The sequence below is a fragment of the Phaeocystidibacter luteus genome, assembly GCF_008933115.1.
In the GTDB taxonomy this organism is placed as follows: Bacteria; Bacteroidota; Bacteroidia; order Flavobacteriales; family Schleiferiaceae; genus Phaeocystidibacter; species Phaeocystidibacter luteus.
The window spans coordinates 59,507-83,048 of the sequence record NZ_WBVO01000003.1; the positions used below are offsets into that span (position 1 = coordinate 59,507).

Here is a 23,542-nt window from a genome sequence, read left to right on the forward strand (position 1 = left end):
GTAGTAGCAATTTACCTCAAACCAAATGGGAACATTGGATTCTCAAACCACAAAAAAAGGGAGACACTTTGCAGTGGCTCCCCGGTGTTTTAGTCCCTAGAAGTCAGAACTTAATCTACATTGTCATGTAAGAAGCTGTTGTTGCTTCTAAATTCGAGATCATCTCCATCGCCGCCAATGCTCGTACCGCCCATGCGGCTTTGCGTACTCTGGCGAGAATGGTCGATCTCAACGCCTTGGCGCTTATACGCCGGCTCCTTTTCGCTGTCAATCAAGTTGCTCTGCAAATTTTGAAACTTGTAGTTGAACTGCTTCAAGCGTTGGCTGCGCTCTTCATTTCGTTGGCGCATAGCCTCTTCAATCGGACGTTCGAGCGGATCGGCCTCGGTTTGAGATGAAGCTGCGGCTGGTTTAGATTCAGCTTGACGTACTTCAAACTTCAAAGCTTCGTCTTCCTCCTCTTTTGGTTTTTCAACTTTCGTTTGACTAGAAGACATGCCCAATCGCTGCTCTAGTTCGCGAAGGTCGTCCAGCGTATGTACAACTCTGTCGCCCTTTTGCTTAGGCTGAGGTTCTTCGGAAGCGCGAGGGAGTTCTGCTTGTTCCTCTTCAATCTCATCGTTGAGGTTGAAGCGAACTTCCTCATAGTGTTCCTGGCTTGGGATGTTTTCTTCCTCTGAAGTTACTTCAGGTTCAGATTCATTGGTGTTCACAACATCCCATTCCATGGAAGCTTCTTCCGCAGTTTCTCCAGTAAATGCCTCGTCAATCGAGAAGTCGAATACATCTACTTCTTCGGTTTCGGCAACCGGTTCTTCTTCAACTTCTGGCTCAGCAGATGGTTCGTCTTCAATCACGAAGTCGGTCTCCGCATCGAGCTCAAAGTCGCCTAGTTCAAATACTACGCGCTCTTCAGTTGAGTTTGATTCAGCAGGCTCCTCGATGTCTTCGATTTCCGCTTCAGGAGTAGAAACCTCTGGCATCACAGCTTCGGCCGTTGGCTTAGGTGTCTCTACTTGTATCTCTTCGTCGATGGTTTCATTGATGGTTTCACCAATTACCTCTGGAGTTGGCTCCACTTCAGGAATTGGCTGATCCATTGGGTCAACAATCGCCTCTGGTTGTGCTGGAGCCTGCGGTTCGTCTAAATCAAAGAGTCCTCTTTGAACAACGGCTTGCTTCGGCTCCTCAGGCTTTTTTTCTTGCTCAGGTTTTTCAGAGATAGGTTGGTCTGTTGCAGGGGCGTCGTCTAGCGTGTGTACAACTCTTTCTGGGGCGCGTGTAAACGGTTGAACCGTTGCCTGGGCGCTGAATCCAGTGGCGATAATCGTGATGCTTACCGCGTCGCCGAGTTCTTCATCCTGACCGATACCCATGATGATGTTGGCGTCGCCGCCAGCTTCGTTTTGGATGTAGTCGTTTACCTCACCAATCTCGTCGAATGTGATTTCGTGATCGTCGCTACCACATACGATAAGGAGTAGCACATTCTTCGCACCAACAATGTGGTTGTCGTTTAGCAGTGGAGAATCTAAAGCGCCTCGGATGGCATCCATCGCGCGGGTTTGTCCCGATGCTTTTGCAGAACCCATGATGGCCGTACCTGAATTAGCCAATACGGTCTTGGCGTCCTTCAAGTCAATATTCGCCGTGTAGTGATGGGTAATTACTTCGGCAATTCCCTTTGCTGCGGTAGCCAACACTTCGTCTGCCTTTGCAAACCCAGCTTTGAAGCCTAGGTTGCCATAAACTTCGCGAAGCTTGTTGTTATTAATAACGATGAGCGAGTCGAGATGCTGCTTGAACTTCTCAATACCGTGCTTGGCTTGTTGGAGGCGAATCTTTCCCTCAAAGGCAAAAGGGATAGTTACGATACCAACGGTTAGGATGCCAAGTTCCTGCGCAACACGAGCGATAATGGGTGCTGCTCCTGTTCCAGTACCACCGCCCATTCCGGCAGTGATGAACAACATCTTGGTGTTGTGTCCTAGTACTTCTTTGATTTCCTCTACGGTTTCAAGTGCGGCACGTTCCCCAACTTCGGGGTTAGCTCCAGCCCCCAATCCTTCGGTGAGGTTGGCCCCAAGTTGGATTCGGTTTTCAACCGGACTGTGTTCTAGTGCTTGAGCGTCGGTATTACACACCACGAAGTCCACTCCATTGATGCCCAAACGCTTCATGTGATTCACGGCATTGCTACCGCCACCACCTACGCCAATCACCTTGATTACGGATGATCTGTTCTTTGGTAAATCGAAATTCAATCCTTCTTCCATCACTTACTCAAATTGCCTTTGTTGTTACTCTAGCTCTGGATTCTATACGTCGTTATCTAAAAACTGCTTAAACTTTTCAACCCAACTTTCGAAGACACCCTTTCTCGGTTTTGCAGGGGTAGTAGGCTGTTCTTCTTCGTTGGTGTCATCTTCGTTCTCTGCGGTAGCTTCTGCCTCTGCTTCCTCTTCGGCAGCTTTGGCGTCTTCAACTTCTTGAGCCGCTTTCACCGCTCGTTGTATTTCTTCTGGATCTGCCCCTGGCTCCGTTGCCATGATGTCTACCTGATGCGAGGTGAGTCCCTTCATAAGTAGACCGATGGCCGTTGCATACTGCGGTGAGCTGAGGTCTTCATCCGAGCCGCTTGCCAAATGCTCATTTGGGAAGCCAATTCTGGTGTCCATACCCGTGATGTATTCCACCAATTGCTTTACGTGTCGCAATTGTGAACCTCCACCGGTTAGAACGATGCCGGCAATGAGCTTCTTGCGTTGCTCGTCGTATCCGTAATTTTTAATTTCTTGAAAAACCGATTCAATGATTTCCACACATCGTGCATGGATAATCTTCGACAGCATTTTCAATGAGATTTCCTTCGGTTCTCTGCCTCGCAATCCAGGGATAGAAACGATTTCATTCTCCTTGTTTTCGCCAGGCCATGCCGACCCAAACTTGATCTTTAATAGTTCGGCTTGCTTCTCGATAATCGAGCAGCCTTCCTTGATGTCGCTAGTGACGATGTTGCCACCGTATGGAATCACGGCGGTATGACGGATTATACCATCCTTGAAAATGGCGATGTCCGAGGTGCCGCCTCCAATATCGACAAGAACAACCCCAGCTTCTTTTTCTTCCTGACTCAAGACAGCCTCTGCAGATGCCAATGGTTCCAATGTGATATTGGCAAGCTCGAGACCAGTATTTTTCACACAGCGACCAATGTTCTTGATGCTGGATATTTGTCCCACTACAATGTGGAAGTTGGCTTCTAGTCTGCCGCCGTACATGCCTCGTGGTTCGTGGATTTCAGGCTGACCATCAACTTTGTATTCCTGAGGGAGTACATGGATGATTTCTTCACCTGGCATCATGACCAGCTTATGCACGTTTTGAATGAGGTTGTCGATGTCGGCATCCTCAATCACACTTTCAGCGTCCTCACGCGTGATGTAATCGCTGTGTTGAAGGCTGCGGATATGCTGTCCAGCTATGCCTACAACCACGCTTCTGATTTTGAGGCCAGAAGCCTCTTCGGCCATAGTAACGGCCTTTTCGATTGATTCGATGGTCTGCACGATGTTCGTGACCACACCGCGCTGAACACCAAGGCTCTTCGCCTTGCCGATGCCGAGCACCTCAATTTTGCCATGCTCGTTCAGCTGACCCACTACTACCACAATTTTGGTAGTACCGATGTCTAATCCGACTGCTATGCGTTTCCCTTCCATATCGTGGTCAAAACTTCGTACTTACTACTTGATCATTGAACCTGAGGTCAATGGTCTTTACTTCGTTCATCTGCCCTTCCTTCTCGAGGAATGAGTAGAAAACAGCCAACTTCTGGAGCTTAGATTCAGAATCTTCTAAATCACCCCAAATGATGTGATGCCTTCCGATTCGTGGATACACCGTGTAGTGCCCAGTTGAATCGCGCTGTAATGCTTCGAGATTTCCACCGAGCCAAGAAGAGTCGTCGAGCAGCTGGAGGAAGTGATATGCTTCCTGCCAATGACTGCTGTCGATGTGCCCGGTAATCATGGGTACGTTGGCTGAGTGGTTTTTACTTCGTGGAAATCGCTCTCCATATTCGTTCATGTAAACATCTTCGCCTCCAGAACGCACTCGCGCTATGGCTCGATGCTGCACGACGTCTACAGATATACGACCGTCCAATGTGAAATATACCTCCGCTTCATTGATAAGCGGGTGATTCTCAAGGCTTTCTTCTAACAATGCAGTGTTAATTAAATTCAATGCCTTGCCAACTATGCTATCTTCTTGATTATCAACTATTTTAGATATATTTTCTATTGTGAGGAAGTACTGGTTTTCAGGTTGTTCTAGGTTGATATTCAACTCAGTAACCACCGATTCATCTTCCTGCGATGACGCAAATCCCATTGCAACCGCAAAAATTGCGATCCCTAAAAGCCAAGATGCGGCCTTCAATATCCGTTTCATTTTCATGATTGGAGGGCGTTTACAATGGGTTCAACTAATCTATCGATATCCCCGGCGCCAAGGATTAAGAGCAGCTCCGGATCTAAAGCGCAAATTTCGTCAACTGCCTCTTCACGAGAAAGTACCTTGCCACCTTCAATCGTGCACTTTTTCAACAATGTCGAACTCGTGATTCCAGGGATAGGTTCCTCTCGTGCTGGGTATATTTCTAAGAGCCGCAATTCATCAACTTCGCTGAGCACCTTTGCAAATTCTACCAGAAAGTCTTTCGTCCTAGAGAACAGGTGTGGTTGGAACATCACCGTAAGTTTTCTGTCGGGGAAGAGCTCTCTGGCCGACCCGATGATGGCTCTTAACTCCTCCGGATGGTGTGCATAGTCGTCTATAACAACACGATTGTCCTCGCGCAACACGAAATCAAACCTGCGCTTTACACCTTTAAAGGTTTCAATGCCGCTTGCAATGTCTTTTGCTCGTGATCCGGCCAAATAGGCCAAGGCCGCGGCTGCTACAGCATTTTCAACATTATGTCTACCCGGTAGCCCCGCCTTAACGCCCTGAATGGTCATGTGGGGGAATTTCAGGTCGAATACAAACCAGCCGTCTTCTACCCGAACGTTTTGCGCGGTGTAGTCCGCATCAACCTCAACTCCATAACTCGGTCCTTCCAACGGCAGCCCATGGCGGTGTATAACCGTTCCACTTTGGCTAGCCTGACGAGCAAAATCGTTGTAGGTGGCTACCATTTGTTCCGGACTTCCATAGATGTCCATGTGGTCTGGGTCCATAGACGTGATAGCGGTATGCTTCGGATGGAGCCACATAAACGAACGGTCGTATTCGTCGGCCTCAACAACTACTTGCTTAGCTCGGCCAATGACCAAATTGCTGCCGAAGTTGTTGGCGATACCACCTAAGAATGCGCTTGCGTTTATGCCTGCATGATGTAGGAGGTGTGCCGCCATACTACTCGTGGTCGTCTTTCCATGCGTTCCTGCAACCGCAATACCTTCGCCGGCGTTCACAATCTCCCCGAGCACCTGGCTACGTTTTCGCATTTCGAATTTATTCTCAGCGAAATATTTGAAGAGGTTGGTGTTCTTTGGAACTGCCGGGGTGTAGACAATCAAGGTCTTCTCTATATCTCTAAAGTCACTTGGCAGATGACTCCAGTTGTCGTCCAAGGTGACCTCAATGCCTTCTTCTCTCAGTTTATTAATGAGGGGAGAATCGGTTTTGTCGTACCCAGCAACAAGCTTCCCCTTTGCATGGAAATACCGTGCAAGGGCGCTTACGCCAATCCCTCCGATACCGAGGAAGAAGATATGGTTGTACGAACCTGTTGTCATCCGATTAATGGCTCAATTAGGTCTACTATGCGTGTTGTGGCATCTGGAATTGCCATTTTTTTCAAATTCTCTGAAAGTTGCTTTCTCCGAGGTTCGTCGTTTAACAACCGCTCTAAGTCTGCCTCTAATCGCTCATCTATTTCACTTTCGCGGATGAGCAATGCCGCCTTTCTTTCCACCAGGGCCAAGGCGTTTTTAGTTTGATGATCTTCTGCCACATTAGGCGATGGGATCAATACCGTGGGTTTCCCCACTATAGCCAGCTCACTGATAGTTCCAGCTCCAGCTCTCGACATAATGATATCGCCTGCCGCGTAGGCCATTTCCATCTTGCTGATGAAGGCGTGCAAGTGAACATTTGGATTGTCTCCTATGCGCTGTTCAAGCTGCTTGTAGTAGAGCTTCCCACATTGCCACAGTATCTGAAGTCCCGCCTTTTCGGCCCAAGGCATAATTTGTTCAACGGCTTCATTAACCCTGCGAGCGCCAAGGCTACCGCCAAGTACTAGGAGGGTTTTCTTTTCTGGATTCAATCCGAAATAAACAAGCGCATCCGCTTTGCTGGCGTGGCTGTCTACAATAACTGGACGTACCGGATTGCCGGTGAGGTAGATGCTATCCTTCGGGAAGAAGCTCTCCATTCCTTCATAGGCCACACATATAGCTTTTGCCTTCGCGCCAAGTCGCTTATTTGTAATGCCAGCGTAGCTGTTCTGTTCCTGAATGACCGTAGGAATCCCCATTCGTTGAGCCACGTAGAGCAATGGACCGCTTGCAAAACCGCCGGTTCCTATCACTACATCTGGACGAAATTCTTTGAGGATTTTTCGGCATTGGGCAACACTTCGAATGAGCTTCACTGGAAACTTCAAATTCGCTGCAATGCTCGATCTGTTCAATCCTACTATGGGAAGACCATGGATTTTGTAACCTTCTTTTGGAACACGGTCCATTTCCATTCGCCCTTCCGCACCCACAAATTCAATGGCCGCGTCTGGATAGCGACTCTTCAATTCGTTGGCAATAGAAAGTGCCGGGAAGATGTGGCCTCCGGTGCCGCCACCACTCACCATAAATCTCTTCTTAGGCATAGGCATCTTGAGGAATACTTTCGTTAAACATTTCCGTGTCGTTCACAATCTCTGGGGAGGCATTTAAGCCTCGCGCCACACTTTGAACCATTCCGAGAGCGATACATGTCATCCACAAGGATGATCCACCCGATGATATGAACGGAAGTGGTTGTCCCGTTGTGGGCAAAAGGTTCACCGCAACGCCCATGTTGATGAAGGCCTGGAAGGCTACGCCTAATCCAACCCCAAAGGCGAGTAATCGGCCAAACTTATCTTGGGCTTTCATGGATATTCGAATCACCCTTAAGGTGAGCCATACGTACGCCATGAGTATGAATAGCCCGCCAATCAATCCAAATTCTTCATTCACAATGGCGTAAATGAAGTCGGATTCGCTTTGAGATAAAAAGTTCTTTTGAGCGCTTTTGCCGGGACCTGTTCCAAATACGTTTCCACGGGCTATGGCCATCTTGGCGTGCTCAACTTGGTAGTTGGCTTCTTCATCTCCTGAAATGAAGCTTTCTATCCTCGTTTTAGCCGTGTCAATCCGGTTGCTCATGTTTGGGAATGCCATCACAAGGAGCACGAATAGGCCGAGTCCCGCGATGCCGAGTCCGAAAATGCGCATCATATACTTCAATGGGAATCCACCCACAAAGAGAACGATCATGCTCAAAGCAAAGACTATGGCGGCTGTACTGAAGTTTGCAGGAAGAATCAATCCGCAAACAACCGCTATGGGTAGCAATCCGCGCATGATGGTCTGGCCAAAGTTTTCTATGGATTCTCTATACTTCGCCATATATCTTGCGAGGTAGGTGAGGAGTACAATTGAGGCTAGTGCTGATGGTTGAAAAGTGACATTAACGATAGGAATCTTTATCCATCGACTAGCATTGGCAACTTCATGTCCGCTCACCAATGTAACGGCCAATAGAATCGCGATCAAAGGCAGAATCAAAAGGCTTAGCGGGGCGAAATATTTGTACTGAACTCTGTGAACCAAATACATCAATCCCAAACCAAGCCCCATGTAAACCGCGTGCTTAATGAGCATGCTCATCACATGTCCGTCACCAAAGCGGAATGCAATGTTGCTGCTTGCACTATACACCGGTAAGAAGGAGAATAGTCCGAGCGCGAAGACAATCACCCACAGGGTTCTGTCGCCATCGAAGTATTTGAGCGTTCTGTTCATTAAAGTGCGCGCACTTCGTCTTTAAATTGTCGACCTCTATCCTCGTAATTCTCGAACAAGTCGAAGCTCGCACAAGCTGGAGAAAGAAGCACTACATCGCCTTTGTCGGCAAAGCGGTAGGCTGCTTGAACCGCGTCTTGCATGCTCTTCACGTCTGTGATGAGCTCTACTTCGCTTTCAAATTCGTCGTGAATTTTCTGAACGTTCTCACCGAGACACACTATGGCCTTTACATGCTCTGAAACAAGCGGTGTAAGCTGACTGTAGTCGTTTCCTTTATCCACACCACCTACAATCCATACCACCTGTTTCTTCATGCTTTCGAGGGCGTAGTAGGTGGAGTTTACGTTGGTAGCTTTTGAATCGTTGATGAATTCAATCCCGTGAATTTCCATTACAGGCTCGAGACGGTGCTCAAGGGCGTCAAAGTCGGAAAGGCTTTCGCGTATAGTCTCCTTGCGGATTTGAAGGAGTCGGCTTGCCATTCCGGCAGCCATGCTGTTGTAGGTGTTGTGTTTGCCTTGTAGGGCTAGTTCGTCAATGTTCATTGATTCCAAGTCTATCGTTAGTACTATTTGTTCTTTTTCAGTGTCGTAGTATGCTCCGTCATCCACCTTATGTTCAAGGCTGAAGGCGTGCGCATGTGGTTTGATTTTGAATCGACCAAGACCTTTGATCGTTTCCATGTCATCACCGCAGTAGATGAAGTGATTGTCTCTTTTTTGAGCTTGAATGATTCTGAACTTCGAGGCCACATAGTTCTCCATCTTGTTGTCATACCGGTCCAAATGATCTGGAGTAATATTGGTGATGATGGATATGTGCGGAGCGAATTTGTAGCAGTCGTCTAGCTGAAAGCTGCTTACCTCAAGCACGTAGTATTCATGAGGATCTTCGGCCACCATCCGGGCAAAGCTCTTCCCGATGTTTCCTCCTAATCCGACATCTAAACCGGCATTTTTGAGGATGTGATGGGTCAGGCTAGTGACTGTGGTTTTTCCATTCGATCCTGTAATGGCAACGATGGTTCCGCTTTGGTGCAGGAAACCAAATTCAATCTCAGAGATGATTTCTTTTTCCCTCTCGCGAAGCTTTTTAATCAGTGGAGCTGTCTCCGGTATCCCGGGACTCTTCACTACGAGTTTCGATTTGAGAATGCGCGCTTCGTCGTGCTGCCCACTTTCAAATTCAATACCTCGCTTTTTAAGCTCTTCGGCATAGTGCTCGGCAATAGCTCCCTTGTCGCTCACAAACACACGATACCCGAGCTTTTTCGCCAGAATAGCTGCGCCAACGCCGCTTTCGCCAGCGCCCAGAATGGTGATATTTCCTTTCTTCGAGCTCAACTTATCTCAGTTTCAAAGTGATGATGGCGAATACCGCGAGCATGATGCTCACGATCCAGAATCGGTTTACAATCTTGGCTTCGTGGTATCCTTTCTTTTGGTAGTGGTGATGGAGTGGTGACATCAAGAAGATGCGCTTACCTGTGCCCGTGCGCTTCTTTGTGTATTTGAAGTAGCTCACCTGCATAATCACGCTGAGGTTCTCAATCAAGAATACCCCGCAGAGGATTGGGATAAGAAGTTCCTTTCTAACTGCTATGGCAAAAACTGCGATGATTGCGCCAATGGCCAAGCTGCCCGTATCTCCCATAAATACCTGGGCAGGGTAGCTGTTGTACCACAAGAATCCGATACATGCTCCGATGAATGCGGCAGCGAAGATTACCATCTCGCCCGAGAACGGGATGTACATGATGTCAAAGTAATCTGCGAATATGACCGAGCCGGAAACGTAAGCCAGTACAGCTAATGCCGTGGCGACAATAGCCGAGGTTCCCGTGGCTAATCCGTCGAGGCCATCCGTTAAGTTCGCGCCGTTCGATACCGCCGTGATTATAAAGATGATAATCGGGATGAAGATGATCCACGTATATCCTTCGAGGTCCTCATCAATCCATGTAATTAAGCGGTTGTAGTCAAATTCGTTGTTCTTGAAGAACGGAATGGTAGTCTTAGTCGACTTCTCAGCATCCATAAATACGGGAATCGACTGCACATTGTCGCCGTATAATTCAGAAGTTGATTGTTGATCGGCACCACGTGCTTCTTCCTTAATCGTAACATCCGGATGGAAGTAGAGCATAGAGCCTATGATGATGCCAAGCCCGACCTGGCCTATCACCTTGAACTTGCCACGTAGTCCTTCCTTATTCTTCTTAAATACCTTGATGTAGTCATCAATGAAACCAATTGTTCCCATCCATAGGGTTGTGATTACGAGCATCTGGATGTAGACGTTCTCTAGGCGGGCAAAGAGCAGAACTGGAATTAGAATGGCTGCCAAGATGATGATTCCCCCCATGGTCGGCGTTCCCTTCTTCAAGTCTTCGCCTTGAAGGCCAAGCTGACGCACCGTTTCGCCGATTTGTTTGATTTGAAGGAAGCGAATGATACGCTTGCCAATGATCATGGAAACAATCAACGAGGTAACTACTGCCATGGCAGCACGGAATGAGATGTATTGGAACAGTCCGGCTCCTGGGAAGTCGAAGTTCTGCTGCAAGTATTCGAAGAGGTATGTCAGCATTATTTCTTGAATTCAGTAAAGGCGTTGTTCAGTTCGGCTAGATCGTCAAATGGGTGTTTTACCCCGTTTACGTCTTGGTATTTCTCATGACCTTTCCCGGCCACAAGAATGATGTCTCCTTCGGATGCGAGTGAACATGCTGTTCTAATCGCTTCACGACGGTCAGTTATAGTGAGTCGTTTTCCGCTGTTTTGAGCTTCCACGCCTTTCTCCATATCACGTAGAATTGCCTCCGGATCTTCCGTCCTCGGATTGTCCGAAGTCAGTATGGCCTTGTCTGCCAATTGGGTGGCTATCTTGGCCATAACCGGACGTTTGGAGGCGTCGCGGTCGCCGCCACACCCTACGAGACAGTAGACCGTTTCATTGCCCGTGCGAATTCCGTTGATGGTTTCTAGCACGTTCTTCAATGCATCGGGAGTGTGGGCGTAATCCACAATGCCAATAAGGCCTTTGGGAGAGCGCACATATTGGAATCTTCCCTCTACTGCGTTGAGTGTGCTTAGGGCGGTTAGTGTTTGTAACTCGTCAAAGCCCAGCTCCATAGCTACGCCAAATACAGCGGCCATGTTGTACGCATTGAAGTCTCCAATCAGCTTGGTCCAGAACTCTTTCTCGTTGATGCGGATAAGCGTACCATTGAGCTGTTGCTCCATGATGCGCGCTTTGTAGTCCGACGGTTTTTTTAGTGCGAAGCTTTTCTTTTCGGCCTTCGTGTGATGGAGCATGGTGTCGCCATGTCGGTCATCAATATTCACAAGGGCAAAGGCATCCTGCGGAAGGATGTCGAACAAAATCTTCTTGGCTAGAATGTAATCGTCAAATGTCTTGTGATAGTCAAGGTGGTCGTGGGTGATGTTCGTGAATACTCCGCCCGAGAATTTCAATGCATGAACTCTCTTCTGGTGCAAGCCGTGTGAGCTAACTTCCATGAAGGCATACTTGCAGCCATGATCCACCATGTCGCGCAAAATGCGATTGATGGTTACAGGGTCGGGGGTCGTATGTGTCGCTGGAATTTCGTGCTTTCCAATCTTGATTCTTACCGTGCTGATGAGTCCGGCCTTCTTGTCAAGCGCCGTGCACAGATCGTACATCAAAGTAGTGGTGGTGGTCTTTCCGTTCGTGCCCGTTACGCCTACCAGCTTAAGGTCCTTGGAAGGTTCGTCGTAGAAGTTGCTTGCAGCTTGTGCTAAAGCCTCGGCGGTATTCTTCACCAATACAAAGGTCACCCCGTCTTTCAGGTTCTCCGGTGTCTCTTCGCAAATAATAGCGCGAGCTCCGAGTTCAATGGCCTTGGCGATGTACTTGTGTCCGTCTACCTGAGTACCTCGCATAGCCACAAATAGGCTGTCCTTCTTAACGGCGCGAGAATCGAATACGATGTTTTGGATAGCCACATTCGTGCTGCCCTCAACATGAACAATCCCAGTTTTGTACAGTATGTCCTTTAGTATTTTCATCCCAATCGTAATCGAATCATTTGTGACTTCGGATGTGCCGTTCCTGCGCGTGGCCATTGCGACTGAACGCGTCCGGCTCCTTCAATTTCCACACGGTATCCCATGTTTTCTAGCGTGCTGATAACGTCCATTCCATTGAGCCCCTTGAGGTTTGGAATAACTCCTTCTTCTACCTGGTTTTGCCAGTTAGTTTCCACGTTGTCAGCTAGCTGAGGTTCTTCAATTACCTCTAGTTCCGTTTCCTGCGGTGTGCTTCGGTACACTTCGTCAGCAATCTCCCTGAATACCGGTGCTGCTACAGTAGAGCCGTAATATCCCTTGAGAGGGTTGGGCTGGTTTACTACCACAATGCAGCTGTACTGCGGATTATCCGCAGGGAAGTAACCCGCGAATGAAGCCTGGTAATCATGTGTGCCAGCAATCCAATAATTCTGTTGACAAGTCCCTGTCTTTCCAGCCATGCTGAAGGTTTCAGAGCGGATGTTAGTAGCCGTTCCTCGCTCAACGACCCCCGCGAGAAGTGTCTGGAGTTGTCGGAGAGTAGACTCGCTACAAATTGATGGATTGAGAATTTCTGTCGGGAATTCCTGAACCGTTCTGCCGTGCTGGCGAATCTCGCTTACAAGCTTTGGTTGAACCATCTCGCCATCGTTGGCAATGGCATTGTAAAATGCCAGTACCTGTAATGGCGTCATTCTCACTTCATACCCAAATGCAATCCACGGTAGGCTGGTGCCAGACCATGATGCATCACTTGGGGTGGGGATGCGTGGTTGAGATTCACCTTGAATTTGGATTCCCGTTTTTTCCTGTAGACCTATCTGATAAAGGCGATCGATGAAAGCCTGTGGATTGTCTCGATACTGCGGGTAAATGGCCTTGACAATTCCTGTGTTCGAAGATTTTCTGAAAGCTTCGGCAAGAGAGATTTCACCATAGCCGCCGCGACCCCATTTCACATTGGAGTCCTTCACCTTTCGATTGTAAATCTGGTAGATTCCATTCTCTGTGTCAATGATATCCGCAGTGTCGACAACCCCGTCTTCGAGTGCAACCATCAAGGAGGCAAGTTTGAAGGTGGAGCCAGGTTCCGTACTTTCCCAAACCGCGTAGTTCCGCGCTTCATAGTAGTTCCCGTCTTCGGTTCTTCCGAGATTGACAATCGCCTTGATTTCACCAGTGCTGACTTCCATCACAACAGCGCAGCCATGGTCCGCTTCGTAATTCACGAGTGCCGTGAGCAAGCTGCGGTGAGCCACATCCTGAATTCGGGTGTCTATTGTGGTTACCACATCCTGACCATTTCTCGGTGCGATGGCATTTGCGTCGTCAAGCGGCTTCCAGTTTCCATTGGCGATTTTCTGCATAAGACGATGACCATCTCGTCCCGATAGATAGCTTGAAAAGGACCCTTCAACTCCCGCTTGATCTGTTTCGCGCTCGTAGCCAATGGTTCTCTCCGCAATGCGGCCAAGTGGCATCATGCGGTAGTGTTGTTGCTCGGAAATCAGTCCGCCTCTATACTTCCCGAGTTTGAAGAGTGGGAAGCTGCGCACCTGCTGAAGCTGACTAAACGTGAGGTCTTCGCCGAGCCTTACATATCGATCTCCGTTGTCTCGTTTCGACTTCAAGTAAGAAGCCCATTGAGATGCGTTTTTTGATGGAAAAATGCGGCCTAGCTCTTGACTAAGTGCATTGATGTTTTCGTAGAAGTCGTCGTCCGATGGAGCCCCTGGGTCCATGAAGATGTCATACACCGGCATGCTCGTCGCCAGGAGTTTACCGTCTGCAGAGTAGATGTTTCCACGCTTGGCTTCCAGCACCATGTCGCGTGTAGCAAGTCGGTCTGCTCTTTCTCGAAGAGCTGGACCTTCTGCAAAAAGCACGAGGGAGAGTTTGACAACTATCGAGATCGCAAACACTCCCATGAGCACGCCAATTACAAGCGTTCTTTTGGTGATGATATTTGATTTCTGTTCAGTCATCCGATGCTCTGAGCTTTACCGGTGGGTGTTCAGGTGTTTCTAGTCCGAGAGGAGCTACCCGCTCTTCTACTTTTGATTCAAGTCCCAACTGCATGAGTCGAGACTTGGTGTCGTGGTGTTCCGACTCTAGCTCGTCTACTTGAGTCTGTAGTTTTTGAATTCGGTGAACTTTGCGATCTGCGCTATGGGCACTGTAGATAGCTACTAGGGAGAGGAGTAGGATATAGACCATTAGCGGGAAATGCCGTGTTACTCGCTCATTGGCGAGAAAACTTCCGCGGAGAAATGCGCCTATGTTATCTCCTATTTTGCTCATTCTACTTTTAGGTCGGTTCGTTCTGCAATTCTCAATCGAGCGCTTCTAGCGCGCGAGTTTGATTCTATTTCTTCTTCGTTGGCTACGATTGCTTTTCTAACCACGGGGTTAAAAGGCACGAATCGATTGCCGTACATATCTCTTTCTGCTTCGCCTTTGAATACACCTTCGCGGATGAATTGCTTCACCATTCGATCTTCCAGCGAGTGGTAGCTCATAACCACCAATCGGCCGCCTTCCTTTAGCACCTTTGGGGTGGCTTGGAGCATTTGCTCTAGCACTTCTAACTCTTTGTTCACCTCAATTCGAAGAGCTTGAAAGACCTGAGCTTGAAACTTGTGTCCTTTGAACTTGGGTGTCCATTTTTGAATCACCGAAAGCAGGTCATTCACGCGTACGATTGGCTCTTCTTCTCTTCGCTGTACGATTGCTCGCGCAATGGGACGTGAAGCTTTCACTTCGCCATATCGGTACAGGATGTTGGCAATGTCTGCTTCGTCGTACTCAGCGAGAACCTCTGCAGCAGTTTGCCCGGCCGTTGGATTCATTCGCATGTCGAGATCCGCGTCGCCACGAATGGAAAATCCACGCTCGATTTCATCGAATTGATGTGAGCTGACGCCTAGGTCGGCCAAGATTCCATCTACGGGAATGGCCTTGTAAAAGCGAAGGAACTTTTCGAGCAGTGCGAAATTCTGAGCGATTAGTGTGAACCTAGGGTCGTTCGGAACATTCGCCTGTGCGTCTGGGTCTTGATCGAAAGCGAAAAGCCTTCCATTGGGGCCTAGTTTCTCGAGAATAGCACGGCTGTGGCCGCCGCCACCAAAGGTGAGGTCGACATACGTACCGTCAGGATTGATGTTCAATCCATCGATGCATTCTTTGAGTAATACGGGATTATGATAGCTCATGGTCGGCACTATTAGCACCGCCCATCACATCCTCGGCCAAGGACGCGAAATCAACTTCAGGATCGTCCAGCACGGCTTCGTAAGCCGTTTTGTCCCAGATCTCAATCATATCTACCGAGGCGGAAAGGACGAGGTGTCCTGACAATCCGGCGAAATTCAAGAGGTCTTTTGGAACGAGGATTCTTCCTGAGCCATCAATCTCGATAACCTTGACTCCAGCAGTGAACATGCGGATGAAGTCATTATTCTTCTTGACGAATCGATTGAGTTTATTCACTCGACCCATCACAGTTTCCCATTCAGTCATTGGGTACAGCTCAAGGCATTTTTGAAAAACGCTACGCTTGAGCACGAATCCGCGATCCAAAACCGGCAAAAGCTGCTTTTTCAGCCCTGCTGGCAGGAGTAAACGCCCTTTGGCGTCCATCTTACATTCATGTACTCCTATGAGGTTCAATTAGTTGGATTTTGGATTCGCTTTGACTCAAAAGTAGAAATACATTCCCACTTTTTCCCACCAAATAGTCTACTGTTGATAACTTTCTGTTTATCGAGATATTGTTACCACTCCAAAAGTCCTACAAATACTGGAAATATGCAAGTGGGGAAATGTGGGAAGCAGTTGATAACTTGATAGACGGGGGTAGGGTGTTCATCGCGCACGTATGAACCCAAGGGGTATCATCTGTGGTTCACTTACATACCCTACCTTTGCGGCATGTCAAAAGAACTCTTTCCAATACACAGCGCAGACTTCGTAATAAGTAGTCCTCGCGCGGATAAATGTCCCGAGCCAGATATGCCCGAATTCGCGTTCATCGGAAGATCGAACGTGGGTAAGAGTAGCTTGATTAATATGCTCGTGAACCGGAAGGATTTGGCTAAGACTTCCGGAAGGCCTGGGAAGACCCAGCTCATCAATCACTTCCTTGTGAATGAGCAGTGGTACCTCGTCGATTTGCCTGGGTATGGCTACGCCAAGGTGAGTAAGGAAGACCGCAAGAAGTTTATGGGGATGATCAATCACTACGTGAAGGAGCGCCCGAATCTCATCAACCTTTTTGTGCTGATCGATTCGCGCCATACCCCACAGAAAAACGACCTCGAGTTCATGGCCATGCTAGGTCGCGAAGGGATACCATTCAGCATTGTATTTACCAAAATCGACAAGCTGAGCAGTAACCAAGTTCGCAAGAACATAGCTGCATATGGAAAGGAAATGCTGAAACAATGGGAGGAGTTGCCACCTCAATTCAAGACGTCGGCAAGCTCCAAAATTGGACGCATGGAAATTATGGCGTACATCGACAACCTCGTGGATGCCACCAAGGAGCATTTCAACAAAGGGCCGAAGCCCCTGTAAGTTACTTTTTGATCAAGTCGAGCTTGTCGGCAAAGTGCGCTGCGAAGTCACGCATATCGGCCGCCATATTTTTCTCGTCTGTTGCACGCTCAAAGCTATCTGCTAAACTCAAGATGGTTTGATGGTAGAATTGCTTCATTTCGTCCATCAACATATCCTTGGTCCACAAGTCGATGCGCAACGTATTCTTCGTTTTCTCGTCCCAAACACCAAGCATAATGGCTTTCGCTGCTTCGTTGGAAATACCACCATCTGTTGCATTCCAGTTGATCTTCTCTGGAACTCGATTTACGTCGAGTTCTACATCGATGGTAATCTGTGATTTATGACTATTGCTCATGTCTTAAGGCTTGTAGTTTGAATCTCTAAATAGTTTGCGGAAATCCGATGTGCTGAGTAATTCCTGTAGCGTCACATCATCGTGTTTGCGCATGTATGAATCAACAATATTCCAACCTATCCATTCGGCAATCCTGCCAGGGGTTTGATTGTCGATGTCTGTATAAAATTTTGAAAATGGCGCCTCCATCACAAAACGTCTCTTGAGGTCGATGTCACTTTCAAAGAGCATCATTCCCTCTACAAAGTAGCGCCATATGTTGAGCTCGTATTCGCGACAAAAGGCCAACTGCTCAGGTGTGTAGCCGAAAATGACTTCGTGCGGAGTGTTGCGCAATACGGCTGTCTGAAAGTACCGCACAATGCCCATCTGAACCATGTCTTCAATTAATCCCTCTTCTGAAGGTTGTGCCATGTGCGACTTCGCAATTTCTTCGAAGACATCTGCCGCAATGTGGCTTGGGTTAAGCCTGCGGGATATGTAGCTCGGGATATTCACATACGCTGGGTGATCGCTGCCGAGGTAGGTGTCTTTGGCGATAAATACCGAGTTCAGACTGTCGACGTATAGAACCGGGAAGTCGAACTGCAAGTTGCTAAGGTAGGTGTACACATCGTGCGACTCAGCCTCAGGGAAGTGGTAATAGTAGTGTTTAAACCCGTTTTCAATCTCGGATTTTACACTCGCTTCTACACCTGCAGTGAATGCGATTTTTGAATCTTGCCAAAGTTGGTTGAGCTGGCGGTCGAAACGCTGGTCAACCCAAATCATACTATCAGAGCCACGAAAGAAGTGTGGATATTCTTCCACCATCTGAGGCAAACGGGCAAAGAACGTAGCAGAGTCATTCTCGTAGTACATCTCCGCAAAAGCGTGGAATGTAGTTTCCTGCGGCACTTTGGAAACATCAACATCCCAGCGGTCTTCGCTGCATCCGCCTATGAGTAAAGCGGCTGAAAAAAGAAGGATGAACCGTATTGAATTTCGCATTGTTCTCTTTTGGTAGTCGTATTTTCGCTGCAAATGTAGCCACAAAGGTCGAGTCATGAATACAGAAGGAGTTATCAATCACATTGTAAATTGGATGAAGTCATACGCCGCGCAATCTGGCACAAAAGGATTCGTGGTTGGTGTGAGCGGTGGTATTGATTCAGCCGTAACCTCTTCACTTTGTGCCCTTACTGGATTACCCACTCTTTGCGTTGAAATGCCTATTCATCAGGCTGAATCGCAAGTAACAAGAGCCCAAGAGCATATCGCCCAACTACGAAGACGCTTCCCTAATGTGGAGGAACAACGCCTCGACCTAACGGGTATATTCGACGCTTTCGTATCAGCGCTTCCTGAGCCAGATAGCGATATGCACGACCATAGCCTGGTGAATACCCGAGCTCGTTTCAGAATGACCACACTCTATTACTTTGCTGGCCTGCGCAGTGCCCTAGTTGCCGGTACGGGGAATAAGGTGGAAGACTTTGGGGTAGGTTTCTACACAAAGTACGGCGATGGCGGAGTAGATTTATCGCCTATTGCAGATTTGGTAAAAACAGAGGTGTTTGCTTTGGCCAAAGATCTCGGAGTGCCAGAAGCGATTCAGGTTGCACCTCCTACAGATGGCCTATGGGGAGATGATAGAACGGATGAAGATCAGATTGGTGCGTCATATCCCGAGTTAGAATGGGCTATGGCGGAAGCCGACAAAGGTGCCAAAATTGATGATTTTGAGGGCAGAAAGCGAGAGGTGTATGAAATCTATACCCGCCTCAACAGATCCAACAAACACAAGATGGAGCCCATTCCAGTTTGTGAAATCCCAGATGAGCTTCGTTAAGCAACTACCGCCGGTTCTTCCTGTAAAGGGAACGAGAGCTCTACGGTTGTCCCTTTTTCTGGTCGGGATCTGAAGGCAATACTACCGCCATGGAGCGACACTAGGTCTTGAATAATCAATAAACCTATACCATTGCCCTTTTCGTTGTTCGTTCCCGGACGTGTATAGTGGTCGTTAATGTCGAAGATTCGTTCAATTTCCCCTTTGCTCATTCCCACGCCTTCATCTTCTACAAGCACGCTACAGGTATCACCATTGCGCTTCGCCTTGATTCGAATCGTTCCTCCGTCTTTCGAGAATTTGATGGCGTTGCTGAAGACATTTTGTAGCATCAGTCGCAGAAGGTGGCGGTCGGCAATTAGTTCAAAGCCTTCATCAACGAGATTCTTCACTTTTAACTCCTTGGTTGCAAAGAGCGGGGACTGAATCTTGATTTCTTCGTCGATTAACGACGTTACTGTAAACCTTTCCGGATTGAACTGGATTTCGGCATTTTGTTGCTTCGACCATTTCAGGACATTATCGACCAAATCGTAAAGCGATTGGGAGGTGTCGAGGATGGCCATTGAGGAATGTCGCAGCTCTTCGTCGCTAAGGTTATCCCAGTTTTTATCTAGGAAGTTGGATACATAGTGTAGGTACTTAAGCGGCCCTTTTACATTGTGGGAGATGATTGACATAATCTTCGCCCTGGTGTAATTTGTGGTGCGCAGTAAGTTCTCGGCGGCCTTTAAATCGTCGATATGGGACGCGAGGTCCTCCTTCTCTTTTAGGAGAATTTCGACACGATCTTCTAGGCTGCCAATGACGGTTGCAGACTTCTTTAATCGCTGTACTAGCCATACTACGGCTATCAATAGGAACGCAGAAGTCGCAATTAAAATTAGGTCAATAATTGACATTCTGGTGGTCTAGTTCAATAAGGTGTTCTCTTGCTCTCTTCTCAAAAGTCGCAAAAATTTTCCGATGTATAACATCCCACACATAATCCTTACATTAGCTTCAAAGCATTAAAAAAATGATCCACGTAGGAATCGCTGATGACCATGCAGTAATCCGGAGAGGAATACAGCTTTTCATTTCGCAAGAGTCGGAAATGACTCTAGTCATGGAGGCTACAGATGGAGAGGATCTTCACGCCAAATTAGCCGAAAAAGATGTAGATGTCTTGCTTCTAGACATCGATATGCCACGCATGAATGGCATCACTGCTATACGCGACATTCGCGACAATTATCCGGAGCTTAGGGTAGTTATTTTAAGCATGCACCCAGAAGAAATTTACGGTGTAACTGCCAGAAAACTAGGGGCTAGCGGATACGTGTCTAAAGATGTTGATCCCGCCGAAGTTATCAAGGCCATCAAGCTTGTAATGCGCGGTGATGAGTACTTCAATGAGAACCTCTACCGCAAGAATCGCCGTGGCGAAGTAAGCGCCATGAAGTTGTCTAAACGCGAGAGCGAAGTATTGAAACTTTTGAGCAACGGACTCACCAATAAAGAGATCTCAAATCAACTTGATATCTCCGAAAAAACGGTGAGCACATACAAGATTAGATTGATGAATAAGCTAGGTGCCAAGAGTGTGGTTGACCTAGTGAATTTTGGCCATCGCTTCATGGAAATGGAGGACTAAGCCAATTTTTTTTGTCTCTTTTTTCTGACCGATTCAGGATCAATTTGTCAGACTAATCTGATGAAAATGAGACTTCAAAGCACAAAAAAGCACGAGATATCCTCGTGCTTTTTTTGTGAAGTTATGTTGAGTTACGCTTTAGTTACCTCCGCCCGAATTTCCACCCTGGTTTGCGTTGTTTCCCCCGTTGCCATTTCCATTGTTTGGAAGGGTGACACTCTTGGCTTTAGAAGTAAAGATGGTCGCTCGGTCTTTGGCAGTCACCTCTCCATCCATATCCACATCAGCAGGGTCATATCCAGAGCTATTGCGCGCATTCCATGCGTTGTTGTAGCTGTTGTTGTCTACCTCAAAGCTAGTGCCGTCTGCTGTAGATTGACCTGACGAGGACATGATCGTACCATCGTCGCTCAATTCGGCGCTATTTCCATCAAACCATGACGACGGGTCACCCGCAAAATCGATTTTGTAGCGCAAGTTTCCGTCCAATGTCAACGTATCACTACTCACAATTGGCAGGTGATTTCGAGTGTATAGAATGGCAATGAATGAACCCGGATTATCGAACTGAATTTCTGGGAAACTCGTTCCATCCAAGGCTACAATTTGTCCGTTTTCTTTTAGGAACAAGGCACCGCGATAGGCGATTGTATTTTCATCTGCACTGTTGGTTGACGTAGCTCTTCTCAATTCCAACAGGCACCAATCGGCGATATCGTTAGCCGGGATACTCACCACACTTTCAGTTCCCACATGATTCCATGGGGCACTGCCAAAAGGATGGGAAGTAGGTAGTAGTCCTTTTTCTGCAAGCTGACTCACCATTCGGTTAGAGTCTGGATCGTAAACCCCGCCGAGGATAACTTTCATGTCCAGCTCAAACGGCGTGCGCAACGAATCAATTGAAATCGTGTATGAATCAAATTCGGCGTTGTCCAACGTGCCTAGGTATCCAACCGCTTGGACGTAGTAGTTTCTATTTGGACGCAGATTGCCAAGGGCTAGTGAGTCATTTTGACCTGTGTGTATGAGGCGACTTCCGTCGGACAAGGTGTCTCCTACATTTACTTGAGAACTGATGTCGGACGGGTTAAGAACTGGTTTGGTACCACTCCTCAATAGCACTACCGCACCGTCGGTTGATTCAACATTCACCTTAATGGCTGATTGCGTAGGAGTGATAGGTGTTTTTGCCTTTCCCACCGCTACTTTCGACATAGCTGCCTTCGCGTAGAGGTATCTTTTCGTGTGATTCGAACTGATACTCAAGTTGTTCACCGTCCCAATGAGGTTGTTGAACACGAAGCGATATTCGTCGAGGTTGTGGTTCAAGCTGTCTTGAAGCGTGAGGAAAATGAGTCGGCTATTCGGATTAGAAGCTACCGATACTACGCTATTGTTGTTATTTACCGAATAGTTGGAGACGTTCAAGACGGATGCCTGAGTGATTGGCTCGCTCATCTCAAATCGTACAACGAATGGAGATACAGAGGATACGCGGCGAACGAAAGGTGCTTCAGATGATATTTCATAAGCTCGGTCAGTGAGCACGCCCTGAATCTCTACGGTGCGCTGCATGGTCAAATCGAAACTCGAACCCGCACCCATCGTGCAAGAATTGAGGATTTGAACGTTGCTTACACTTGACTGTAAAGTGGTGTTGCCGTCCACAACCACATTGTAGAAGCTGACGTCTCCAGTAATGCTCTGCGAGGTTCCGCCGATGAAGTTTACGACTGAACTGTCTGCTGCAAAATCGGATTTTGTCCACAAACTCATGTCGCCATGAAGGTTGATAGAAGTCTTTCCAGCTGTAAACTGGGGATCGCCTTCTCGGATATTAAGCAGACCGTGAACATTGAGTGTTCCAGTGGTGCCCGTGAAGGTTCCGCTCTGTTCAAATTTGGCCTCCGAAGAAAGTGTAACAGTCCCTCCATTCAGGTTTATACCCCCACTTTGCTTTGCATTGTAATCTCCTCCTATGGCAAGTGATCCAGTACCTACATTGATGAATCCAGACTGCTTTGTCTCGGTCTTTCCAGAGATAGAAACGGTTCCTGCGCCAACATTCAAAACACCATTGTGGCTGAGTTTACATTCATCGTAAACGTTGAGTGAACCGGTGCCTAGAATACTTAGTGACGCTGTGTGTTTGAGTTCTAGCTTTTCTGATACCTCTAGGCTTCCGTCTTGTATGGTAATGGTTGCAGAGCTTTCAGCTTTCAGTTCATCGCTAATGTCAAAGTTTGAATTTTCAACGTGAAGTGTTGCGTTACTACTGAAGTCAAACTTGTCCAGAGCTCTAATTTGACCGGTTCCAGCATAGAGGACACCACCAGATTTAATCTTTAGGTCATCCTCAAAATCCACATCGGCTCCGTCAATATCCATAGTGCCCTCTATCTCACATTTATCCTTAAACGTGATGGAGCCACTTCCAGCAATAAAGCTCTTATTGCTTGAAACTTTTACATCTTCTTCAAAAGTGACAGTAGCATTTCCGGCATCGAATGTACCGTTGATGTCCATCTTCAGATGTGAAATGAACGTGCCCGACACTAGGTTGATGCGTGCATTCGTATAGGCAAATTCGAATGTGGCTTTGTTCTTTGTTTTGGTGAAGGATATGCTTCCGGAAAGCATTTTCAACTCGGCGTTGTTTACCAGGTTGACGTCTTCCTTCACGGTTAGAGAACCCCCGTCTACAGTGAGAATTGTGTTGTTATTCCAATCGCCAATAGTAAGGTTCTTTATCTCCACAGTGCCCGTGATTACTGGACTGTGAGGCGTGTTTCCAGGGATTGTAACAGTCGAATTAGAGCTAGGAACATTACCGCTCCAGTTGGATGAGTTCGACCAGTCTGAGGAGGACGTGCCGGTCCAAGTCTGCGCGTGGCCAAGTAGGCCAACACAGACACTCATTAAGAGGATGATGTGTTTTGCTATCGGTTTCAATTCTGTTGAATTGTAGGTCTTGTCCTACAAAAATACAGAAAATCAACTGCTTAGATGGGCAATTCGTCCTATTTC

The 23,542-nt window shown here is 47.6% G+C and carries 20 protein-coding genes; 3 read left to right on the top strand and 17 right to left on the bottom strand.

From position 1 onward, the window contains the following. Positions 1 to 110 precede the first annotated feature (110 nt). From ftsZ to F8C67_RS05750, 13 genes are read right to left on the bottom strand one after another with little or no spacing between them, the layout of a single operon-like run. A complete protein-coding gene (gene ftsZ, locus F8C67_RS05690) occupies positions 111 to 2,276 on the bottom strand; it encodes a cell division protein FtsZ (RefSeq protein WP_151666855.1) in 2,166 nt (721 codons plus the stop codon). 42 nt (positions 2,277 to 2,318) lie between these two features. Next, entirely contained in the window at positions 2,319 to 3,722 is a 1,404-nt protein-coding gene (gene ftsA, locus F8C67_RS05695) for a cell division protein FtsA (protein WP_151666856.1), read from the bottom strand. A 7-nt stretch (positions 3,723 to 3,729) separates the two neighbouring features. Beyond that, complete coding sequence (locus F8C67_RS05700) at positions 3,730 to 4,455, bottom strand: cell division protein FtsQ/DivIB (RefSeq protein ID WP_151666857.1); 726 nt, start codon at positions 4,453 to 4,455, stop codon at positions 3,730 to 3,732. Between the two features lie 2 nt (positions 4,456 to 4,457). After that, complete coding sequence (gene murC, locus F8C67_RS05705) at positions 4,458 to 5,804, bottom strand: UDP-N-acetylmuramate--L-alanine ligase (RefSeq protein WP_151666858.1); 1,347 nt, start codon at positions 5,802 to 5,804, stop codon at positions 4,458 to 4,460. Continuing rightward, positions 5,801 to 6,895, bottom strand: coding sequence for an undecaprenyldiphospho-muramoylpentapeptide beta-N-acetylglucosaminyltransferase (gene murG, locus F8C67_RS05710; RefSeq protein ID WP_151666859.1), 1,095 nt, complete (start codon positions 6,893 to 6,895; stop codon positions 5,801 to 5,803). The genes murC and murG overlap by 4 nt, the downstream gene beginning before the upstream one ends. Then, positions 6,888 to 8,075 carry an FtsW/RodA/SpoVE family cell cycle protein gene (locus tag F8C67_RS05715; protein ID WP_151666860.1) on the bottom strand — a complete coding sequence of 396 codons (1,188 nt, stop codon included), beginning with the start codon at positions 8,073 to 8,075 and terminating at the stop codon, positions 6,888 to 6,890. The genes murG and F8C67_RS05715 overlap by 8 nt, the downstream gene beginning before the upstream one ends. Beyond that, positions 8,075 to 9,421 (bottom strand): UDP-N-acetylmuramoyl-L-alanine--D-glutamate ligase, encoded by a 1,347-nt coding sequence (murD, locus tag F8C67_RS05720; RefSeq protein WP_151666861.1) that lies wholly within the window; start codon positions 9,419 to 9,421, stop codon positions 8,075 to 8,077. The genes F8C67_RS05715 and murD overlap by 1 nt, the downstream gene beginning before the upstream one ends. A 1-nt stretch (position 9,422) precedes the next feature. Then, entirely contained in the window at positions 9,423 to 10,667 is a 1,245-nt protein-coding gene (mraY, locus tag F8C67_RS05725; RefSeq protein ID WP_151666862.1) for a phospho-N-acetylmuramoyl-pentapeptide-transferase, read from the bottom strand. Beyond that, positions 10,667 to 12,130: a UDP-N-acetylmuramoyl-L-alanyl-D-glutamate--2,6-diaminopimelate ligase gene (locus F8C67_RS05730; protein WP_151666863.1), complete on the bottom strand. Its 1,464-nt coding sequence runs from the start codon at positions 12,128 to 12,130 to the stop codon at positions 10,667 to 10,669. The genes mraY and F8C67_RS05730 overlap by 1 nt, the downstream gene beginning before the upstream one ends. Next, positions 12,127 to 14,115 carry a penicillin-binding protein gene (locus tag F8C67_RS05735; RefSeq protein WP_151666864.1) on the bottom strand — a complete coding sequence of 663 codons (1,989 nt, stop codon included), beginning with the start codon at positions 14,113 to 14,115 and terminating at the stop codon, positions 12,127 to 12,129. Before F8C67_RS05735 ends, F8C67_RS05730 begins: the two co-directional genes overlap by 4 nt. Continuing rightward, positions 14,108 to 14,431: an FtsL-like putative cell division protein gene (locus F8C67_RS05740; protein ID WP_151666865.1), complete on the bottom strand. Its 324-nt coding sequence runs from the start codon at positions 14,429 to 14,431 to the stop codon at positions 14,108 to 14,110. The genes F8C67_RS05735 and F8C67_RS05740 overlap by 8 nt, the downstream gene beginning before the upstream one ends. After that, on the bottom strand, positions 14,428 to 15,342 hold the full coding sequence (rsmH, locus tag F8C67_RS05745; protein ID WP_151666866.1) for a 16S rRNA (cytosine(1402)-N(4))-methyltransferase RsmH: 915 nt from the start codon (positions 15,340 to 15,342) through the stop codon (positions 14,428 to 14,430). Before rsmH ends, F8C67_RS05740 begins: the two co-directional genes overlap by 4 nt. Next, complete coding sequence (locus F8C67_RS05750; RefSeq protein ID WP_151666867.1) at positions 15,329 to 15,799, bottom strand: division/cell wall cluster transcriptional repressor MraZ; 471 nt, start codon at positions 15,797 to 15,799, stop codon at positions 15,329 to 15,331. Before F8C67_RS05750 ends, rsmH begins: the two co-directional genes overlap by 14 nt. A 261-nt stretch (positions 15,800 to 16,060) precedes the next feature. Here F8C67_RS05750 and yihA point away from each other — a divergent pair, with 261 nt between their 5' ends. Then, a complete protein-coding gene (gene yihA / locus F8C67_RS05755) occupies positions 16,061 to 16,705 on the top strand; it encodes a ribosome biogenesis GTP-binding protein YihA/YsxC (RefSeq protein WP_151666868.1) in 645 nt (214 codons plus the stop codon). Between the two features lies 1 nt (position 16,706). Here yihA and gldC read toward each other — a convergent pair whose 3' ends face one another. Together gldC and gldB are read right to left on the bottom strand one after the other, a co-directional pair. Then, complete coding sequence (gene gldC, locus F8C67_RS05760) at positions 16,707 to 17,045, bottom strand: gliding motility protein GldC (protein WP_151666869.1); 339 nt, start codon at positions 17,043 to 17,045, stop codon at positions 16,707 to 16,709. A gap of 3 nt (positions 17,046 to 17,048) precedes the next feature. Further along, the gene (gene gldB, locus F8C67_RS05765) at positions 17,049 to 18,035 is read right to left on the bottom strand and encodes a gliding motility lipoprotein GldB (RefSeq protein WP_151666870.1); all 987 of its coding nucleotides are present in this window, start codon (positions 18,033 to 18,035) and stop codon (positions 17,049 to 17,051) included. Between the two features lie 55 nt (positions 18,036 to 18,090). Between gldB and nadE the strand changes: the two genes are divergently transcribed. Then, a complete protein-coding gene (gene nadE / locus F8C67_RS05770; RefSeq protein ID WP_151666871.1) occupies positions 18,091 to 18,876 on the top strand; it encodes an NAD(+) synthase in 786 nt (261 codons plus the stop codon). On the opposite strand, the gene F8C67_RS05775 is transcribed toward nadE, so the two are convergent. Further along, positions 18,873 to 19,778, bottom strand: a complete 906-nt coding sequence (locus tag F8C67_RS05775) for a sensor histidine kinase (protein ID WP_151666872.1) — start codon at positions 19,776 to 19,778, stop codon at positions 18,873 to 18,875. The genes nadE and F8C67_RS05775 overlap by 4 nt on opposite strands. A 116-nt stretch (positions 19,779 to 19,894) precedes the next feature. On the opposite strand from F8C67_RS05775, the gene F8C67_RS05780 reads away from it, so the two are divergent. After that, complete coding sequence (locus tag F8C67_RS05780; RefSeq protein ID WP_151666873.1) at positions 19,895 to 20,512, top strand: response regulator transcription factor; 618 nt, start codon at positions 19,895 to 19,897, stop codon at positions 20,510 to 20,512. Positions 20,513 to 20,650: 138 nt separating this feature from the next. On the opposite strand, the gene F8C67_RS05785 is transcribed toward F8C67_RS05780, so the two are convergent. After that, entirely contained in the window at positions 20,651 to 23,434 is a 2,784-nt protein-coding gene (locus F8C67_RS05785) for a hypothetical protein (protein ID WP_151666874.1), read from the bottom strand. Between the last annotated feature and the right edge of the window lie 108 nt (positions 23,435 to 23,542).

Coding starts and splice junctions, on each gene's coding strand:
- ftsZ (WP_151666855.1), bottom strand. CDS start 2,276: ATGGAAGAAGGATTGAATTTCGATTTACCAAAGAACAGATCATCCGTA.
- ftsA (WP_151666856.1), bottom strand. CDS start 3,722: ATGGAAGGGAAACGCATAGCAGTCGGATTAGACATCGGTACTACCAAA.
- F8C67_RS05700 (WP_151666857.1), bottom strand. CDS start 4,455: ATGAAACGGATATTGAAGGCCGCATCTTGGCTTTTAGGGATCGCAATT.
- murC (WP_151666858.1), bottom strand. CDS start 5,804: ATGACAACAGGTTCGTACAACCATATCTTCTTCCTCGGTATCGGAGGG.
- murG (WP_151666859.1), bottom strand. CDS start 6,895: ATGCCTAAGAAGAGATTTATGGTGAGTGGTGGCGGCACCGGAGGCCAC.
- F8C67_RS05715 (WP_151666860.1), bottom strand. CDS start 8,075: ATGAACAGAACGCTCAAATACTTCGATGGCGACAGAACCCTGTGGGTG.
- mraY (WP_151666862.1), bottom strand. CDS start 10,667: ATGCTGACATACCTCTTCGAATACTTGCAGCAGAACTTCGACTTCCCA.
- F8C67_RS05730 (WP_151666863.1), bottom strand. CDS start 12,130: ATGAAAATACTAAAGGACATACTGTACAAAACTGGGATTGTTCATGTT.
- F8C67_RS05735 (WP_151666864.1), bottom strand. CDS start 14,115: ATGACTGAACAGAAATCAAATATCATCACCAAAAGAACGCTTGTAATT.
- F8C67_RS05740 (WP_151666865.1), bottom strand. CDS start 14,431: ATGAGCAAAATAGGAGATAACATAGGCGCATTTCTCCGCGGAAGTTTT.
- rsmH (WP_151666866.1), bottom strand. CDS start 15,342: ATGAGCTATCATAATCCCGTATTACTCAAAGAATGCATCGATGGATTG.
- yihA (WP_151666868.1), top strand. CDS start 16,061: ATGTCAAAAGAACTCTTTCCAATACACAGCGCAGACTTCGTAATAAGT.
- gldC (WP_151666869.1), bottom strand. CDS start 17,045: ATGAGCAATAGTCATAAATCACAGATTACCATCGATGTAGAACTCGAC.
- gldB (WP_151666870.1), bottom strand. CDS start 18,035: ATGCGAAATTCAATACGGTTCATCCTTCTTTTTTCAGCCGCTTTACTC.
- nadE (WP_151666871.1), top strand. CDS start 18,091: ATGAATACAGAAGGAGTTATCAATCACATTGTAAATTGGATGAAGTCA.
- F8C67_RS05775 (WP_151666872.1), bottom strand. CDS start 19,778: ATGTCAATTATTGACCTAATTTTAATTGCGACTTCTGCGTTCCTATTG.
- F8C67_RS05780 (WP_151666873.1), top strand. CDS start 19,895: ATGATCCACGTAGGAATCGCTGATGACCATGCAGTAATCCGGAGAGGA.
- F8C67_RS05785 (WP_151666874.1), bottom strand. CDS start 23,434: ATGAGTGTCTGTGTTGGCCTACTTGGCCACGCGCAGACTTGGACCGGC.